The 6,307-nt window shown below is 48.1% G+C and carries 5 protein-coding genes; 3 read left to right on the forward strand and 2 right to left on the reverse strand.

The annotated features are described in order from the left end of the window. Positions 1-1,373 (reverse strand): hypothetical protein (locus HKN79_00045; protein ID NNC81941.1); only part of this gene is annotated, 1,373 nt, incomplete at its 3' end. 10 nt (positions 1,374-1,383) lie between these two features. After that, positions 1,384-2,046 carry a CBS domain-containing protein gene (locus HKN79_00050; protein ID NNC81942.1) on the reverse strand — a complete coding sequence of 221 codons (663 nt, stop codon included), beginning with the start codon at positions 2,044-2,046 and terminating at the stop codon, positions 1,384-1,386. A 100-nt stretch (positions 2,047-2,146) separates the two neighbouring features. On the opposite strand from HKN79_00050, the gene HKN79_00055 reads away from it, so the two are divergent. The 3 genes from HKN79_00055 to HKN79_00065 form a co-directional block, all read left to right on the forward strand. Next, positions 2,147-2,872, forward strand: coding sequence for a pyridoxine 5'-phosphate synthase (locus HKN79_00055; GenBank protein ID NNC81943.1), 726 nt, complete (start codon positions 2,147-2,149; stop codon positions 2,870-2,872). Continuing rightward, positions 2,856-3,626, forward strand: coding sequence for an alpha/beta fold hydrolase (locus HKN79_00060; protein ID NNC81944.1), 771 nt, complete (start codon positions 2,856-2,858; stop codon positions 3,624-3,626). Before HKN79_00055 ends, HKN79_00060 begins: the two co-directional genes overlap by 17 nt. A 79-nt stretch (positions 3,627-3,705) precedes the next feature. Beyond that, the coding region (locus HKN79_00065) for a gliding motility-associated C-terminal domain-containing protein (protein ID NNC81945.1) at positions 3,706-6,307 on the forward strand (2,602 nt) is incomplete at its 3' end.

A 6,307-nucleotide genomic window follows, 5' to 3' on the forward strand; every position in this document is an offset into this window, starting at 1 on the left:
TAGTGCAGATAGAGTCCCTGCTCTTCCAGTCGATTGATGGTGTATTCTATCCTGAACACGTAATCATAGTTCGATACAATGTCCAATCCAAGTCCCGTCCCGAGTAGAAGTTCATTGCTCAAAGGATTGACTTCATTGTAAAGTTCATCCTGCACATACCCTAGATCCAGGATCAGGTTCAGGTGCGCTGCAAAGCTGACTTCTGGAAACATACGATCCAGCGCGCTAGGAAAGCGAACGCATTTCTCTTGGACCAGCTTATAATTCAGATTATTCCGAGATAGCACATAATTCTGCCCATCGATGATGTAGAATTCATAACTCCTGACTGAGATATTCCCATATCCCAGTCCCTGCTGAAGGTAATAGGGCAAGCGATTGTACAAAGTCATTTTTCCAGAGACACTGTGCTGGGTGGTCCACCTATCCCCTAAAGGGATATAGCGCCTAACAGCACCTTGTATATCAAGCACATCGGCCGCATTCTGCATCAGGCCCAGGCCTTTCTTCTCTACTCTCAATCCGTAGGAATATCCCCTCTGCGGGTAGCCTTTTCGATCCACATTCACCTTGGAGTAGGCATAGGAGGCACGGAACTGTTGTAATCGGGTGCGCCCTCGTTCTAGATAATCTGGAAAGAGGATGGACAGACTATCAGCGGTGTGTACATCTTCAAAACGAAGTGCTAGGGTATGGTTCTGAAAGATATCCGGCCGATATCCTAGACCTATGGAATAGTTCTGCTCGACACGTGTACGGTTGTCATCACCCGAGAAGAAAATGCGCTCATTATCGATGGTACCGGTATTGACCTCTTCATTCTCCTTGTATTTGGCATTGACGCTGAAGCCCCAATTCTTTCCTTTGATGAGATAGGGTGAACTGAGCCCCACGGCAAATTCTCGTGTCCATCCGAACTTGACGGTGACGGCCAATCGTTCATTCCTTCCGCGGAAGTTGTATTGCCTGAACTTCATTCCATAGTTGGTCCTGGAATCCTTGCGATTCTTCCACCATACATTGAAGTTGGGTTCGGCCAATTGGATGACCGGGACCGGGTAGAGGTACCATCGTTCGGTCACTGTGATCAAGAACAGTATCTGGTCATCTGGCAGAGGGACCGGAAGTACATCCACTGACGCAAATAATTGGAGATTGACCACGTTGGTCTGTATCTCACGGGCCACTGCATCGACTCTTTTGCTAGTCAGTGTATCGCCTACTTGGAACCCACATTCCCGGGTGATCAACCACTCCTTAGTCTTGCGATTGCCTTCTACAACAAAGCCTTGTATATAGAGTAAGGTATCTTGAGCGAGACAACTCAGCGAACAGATACTCGAAAAACTGATGATTATGAATGCAGACCGCAACAAATGGATGTCAGGTGTTGAGATATCGCATCAACTCCTCATATCGCTCTTGCAATTGATCATCGGTCTGGCTACTTCCAAAACTTGCCTTTACAGCATAGTCGTATCTCTCCAAGGTCTGCAGGATGCCGGTCAACGATTCGGTGTTGACCTTGACTACCACATCTATCAAATTGGAATCCGGATGGAAGCTGACATGGGTGCTCAGGACTCGTGAGTCATTGGACTCGACTATACGTGATATCTCAGAAAGAGCGTAGTCCACATAATTCATCTCCAGTACGAAAACAGCACCACGCGCATTGAGATTGAATACCGTTACCAAGGCAGAGATCACCTCTTTATAGCTGATAGTGCCCATCAGACGCTTATTGTCATCCAGAACAGGTAGGAGGCTTAACTTGAAGTCATCCATCAATTTGATCACCTCGTAGATGGTACTATGGCCTTGGACGGCCACTTTCATCAGTTTATTCTCCAGTGATTGAACCGGCTGACTCTCGTCTTCTACATTCAGGATATCGGCCTCAGAGACTATACCAATGAACTCAGCTCCCTTGAATACAGGCATATGCAGAACCCGATACTCATCCATCCACCGGAGTACCTGCGCACAGGTATCAGAGGACTTGAGAATGGGAATCTCGAGTGATATGTAGTCTTTGGCCAACATTGCGGGCAAATCTATCTAGATTATAAACGCAACCAACATCATATGGCTGCCTCGATATTGCAACTAATTTTACGTTCCATTCCAGTTCAAAGTTTCCCGAATGACCCGTCTAAGTGTCAATATCAACAAGCTTGCCACCCTACGTAACGCCCGCGGTGGCCAGAATCCGGACGTCATCCGATGGGCACAGGATATCGAACGATTCGGGGCACAGGGTATTACCATCCATCCACGACCTGATGAACGACATATCACCCGAGCTGATGTGTACGCGCTGAAGAAGGTGGTATCCACGGAGTTCAATATCGAAGGTTACCCCTCCGATGAATTCATGGACATGGTGCTTGAAGTCGGACCGGATCAAGTGACCTTGGTTCCAGACCCACCAGAAGTATTGACGTCCAATGCGGGTTGGAAGGTTTTTGATCATGAAGAGCTGCTGAGAAAAGTGATACGGGAATTCAAAGCAAAAGGAATCCGTGTTTCGCTCTTCATGGAGAACGATCTGGAGGGTATAAAGCATACGGCTGCATTAGGAGCTGATCGTATTGAACTCTATACCGAGGCTTTTGCACGCGCTGTAGTAGATGGAGAGGACTCTGTACTCGAAGAGTATGTCCAAGCGGCTGAAGTGGCTAGAGATTCTGGCCTAGGAGTAAATGCCGGGCATGACCTGGACCTGAACAACCTTCCTATACTCAAAGCAGCAATCCCATACTTGGATGAGGTCTCTATAGGGCATGCATTGATCTGTGATGCGTTGCGCTATGGAATGGAGAATACAATCAATTTATACTTAAGAGCACTTCGTGATACTGAATCATAGAATCCAAGGTGAGGGGGAACCGTTGTTTATTCTCCATGGTCTTTTCGGGTCTTCTGATAATTGGAACACCTTGGGAAAGCGCTTTGCTGAGCATCGACAGGTCATCTTGGTCGATCAGCGCAACCATGGCCGGTCATTTCACACAGAAGAGATGAACTACTCGGTCATGGCGGAGGATCTCATCCGTCTCATGGACCATTTGACGATAGAACGGGCAGATATGCTCGGGCACTCCATGGGTGGTAAGACGGTGATGAAGACCGCACTGGATCATCCGGAGCGTGTGGAACGATTGATCGTAGCCGATATCGGCCCTCAGGATTATGTCTCTCATCACGATGAAATATTGGATGCAATGTTCTCCTTGGACCTCGACTCGCTGGACTCGCGCAGTGATGCCGTAGCTCGCTTGTCGGAGAAATTGGGCTCCCCGAGTGTGGTCCAGTTTCTTGCCAAGAACCTCTATTGGGTGGAGAAAGGTAGACTGGCCTGGCGTATGAATCTGCAAGTGATCGCAGATCATTTGGACGAGATACTCTCTAGCGTGGGTCAAGAGGTCTACTCGGGTGAGACCCTATTCGTCAGGGGAACGGCAAGTGATTATATAGTCGATACCGATATGATGGCCTTGCATATACAGTTTCCCCAGAGTGAGGTGAAGTCCATTGAAGGAGCAGGTCACTGGCTCCATGCAGAACGACCCGATGAATTCTTCCAGATCGTCACTGAATTTCTCGGAGATTCAGCAATGTGATGTCGAGCACATTTTTGGAATACACTTTGTGCAACTTTGAAATCTTGGACCCGTTATTGATCTATATTCACAATCCCTGTTGAGAGCCTTCCTTCCATACTGTTCAGTCATTTTCGGGCTACTGCTGGCTACATCACTTTCGGCCACACACAATAGGGCGGGAGAGATTACTTACAAGCACATAGAAGGATTCACCTATGAGGTGACCATACGTACCTGTACGGATATCAGTTCACCCAATAACGCAGACCGGATATTCATGCCCATAGACTGGGGTCATGTCATCGGTCCAGGAAACAACTCCAACGATAGTATCGAACGTACCGAGGAGATCATAGTCATTCCGAATAGCATCAAGGAGAATTACTATGTGACTACACACACATTCCCAGGTCCCGGCCAATACAGATTGTATTCTGAAGATCCCAATCGCAATGCTGGGGTCAACAACATTCCAGGATCGGTCGATCAAATCTTCTCCATCACGACCTGGCTTTACATCTATGCGGATACTGCCTTGTCTTCTAATAATAGTGTCCAGCTACTCACCCCACCTAAGGAAGATGGGTGTGTTGGTCGATTATGGTCCCATGGAGTAGCGGCTTTTGATGAAGATGGGGATAGCCTGGCCTTCGAGCTCATACCCTGCACCGGGGGAAATGGACAGGTAGTTCCTGGATATGCATTCCCGGATGATTGGCCTGACCCAGGGTCCAATGGTGTGATGGAATTCGATCAGCAATTCGGAATAGTCACGTGGGATACCCCACTGTTGGCCGGTCTGTACAATATCGCTATCCGCATAACCGAATATCGATTCGGGTTCATAGTTGGATCAGTCGTTCGGGACATGCAGATAGAAATTGGGACCTGTCCCAATCAGCCTCCAATCAATGATGAGATTCCCGATGTATGTGTGATTGCCAATGAAGACTTGGTGGTGCAATACACTGCTCAAGACCCGAATGGTGACCCGCTGGAACTTATCATGGAAGGGGAACCTTTGGAATTGGGGGCCAATTTCACTCAACTCAGTTCCAATCCAGCATCAGCTACCTTGCAGTGGACACCCGGGTGTGAGGATGTGCGTCTGAATCCTTACCTGGTCTATCTGCGTGCTGAAGATCAATCTGAGACACCGGCCTTGACGGATAATGACGGCTTTACGATCACTGTGATCGGCCCCCCGGTAGAGGGCCTACAGACCGATGCAGAACCAGGTGGTACCCTCCTGATCAGTTGGGATCCATATGTCTGTGCTGATCAGGTCAACGAGTACAAGGTATATAGGCGCATCGGAAGCAATCCTTTCACACCGGGAGATTGTGAGACAGGCTTAGACCCATCTGAGGGGTATGCGTTCATAGGCTCATCGACCGATGCTAATGCCACTTCCTATGAGGATATCACTGTACCATTCGGAAGTACGATCTGCTACAGGGTAGTAGCCTGTTTTGAAGATGGGAGCGAAAGCGTGGTCAGTGATGAGATATGTGACCTCATACCTATCGTCATTCCTGTAATGACCCATGTAAGTGTGGGTGTGACCGATAACACCACAGGTGTGGACACCATCCGCTGGAGACCTCCTGTGGAACTGGATACCAATTTCTTCTCGGGTCCTTATGCTTACAAGGTGTTGAGAGCCGAAGGACAAAATGGGGATTTTCAGGAGGTCTTCGAGACTCCGGCTACTGCTATGCTTGACATTGGAGAGATAGAATACATAGATCAAGGATTAGATACAGAGGGCATTCAATACAGCTACCAGGTCATTCTACTCGTGGATGGGGTTGAGGTCAATCAGTCCAATGAACCTTCAAGCGTTTTTCTTCAATTGAATCCAAGTGATGAACAGATTTTGCTGGACTGGGAGGAAGATGTGCCTTGGATCAACAATTCATACGAGATATACCGTTTCGATACCGGAATAGGGTCCTTCCAGCTTCTGGGGACCACCGACCAGAGCAGTTTCCTAGTGACAGATCTCGAGAACAATGTGGAAGAGTGTTTTGTGATACGGGCCATCGGAGGCTATACCAATCCAGATTATGCCGGACCATTCTACAATTGGTCACAAGAAGTGTGTGCAACTCCCTTTGACAATCAGCCTCCATGCGCCCCCGAACTGAGCATAGATGGTACATGCGAGGACGGAACCTACGAGGTCTATTGGCAATTGCCGGATGATGAATGTGCCAGTGATGTGGCAGGATTCAATGTCTATTATTCGCCCACGTTGACCGATTCATTGGAACTATTGACGACTTACTCTTTTATTTCAGACACTGTTCTGATCGATTTCGAGGGTGATCTCTATGGTTGTTTCGCAGTCAGTGCATTCGACTCCCTCTCCGTGAGACCCGATGGATCGATGGCCAATAACGAAAGTGAGTTGAGCAATAAGGTCTGCATAGAAAGCTGTCCGATCTACACCCTTCCCAATGTGATCTCACCCAATGGGGATGGCTCCAATGACCTGTTTGAGCCTTTCAGTCCAACGGCTTATGTCGATAGTGTCGACTTCAAGATATTCAACCGATGGGGGAATCTCATATTCGAAACGGCCGATCCTCAGATCAACTGGCAAGGAGACAATAAGGACAGTGGTGAGCGTGTAAGTGACGGTGTCTATTTCTACACGATCACCATATTCGAGAATTCACTTCTCGGTCTCATGC

It is taken from the genome of Flavobacteriales bacterium, assembly GCA_013001705.1.
In the GTDB taxonomy this organism is placed as follows: domain Bacteria; phylum Bacteroidota; class Bacteroidia; order Flavobacteriales_D; family JABDKJ01; genus JABDLZ01.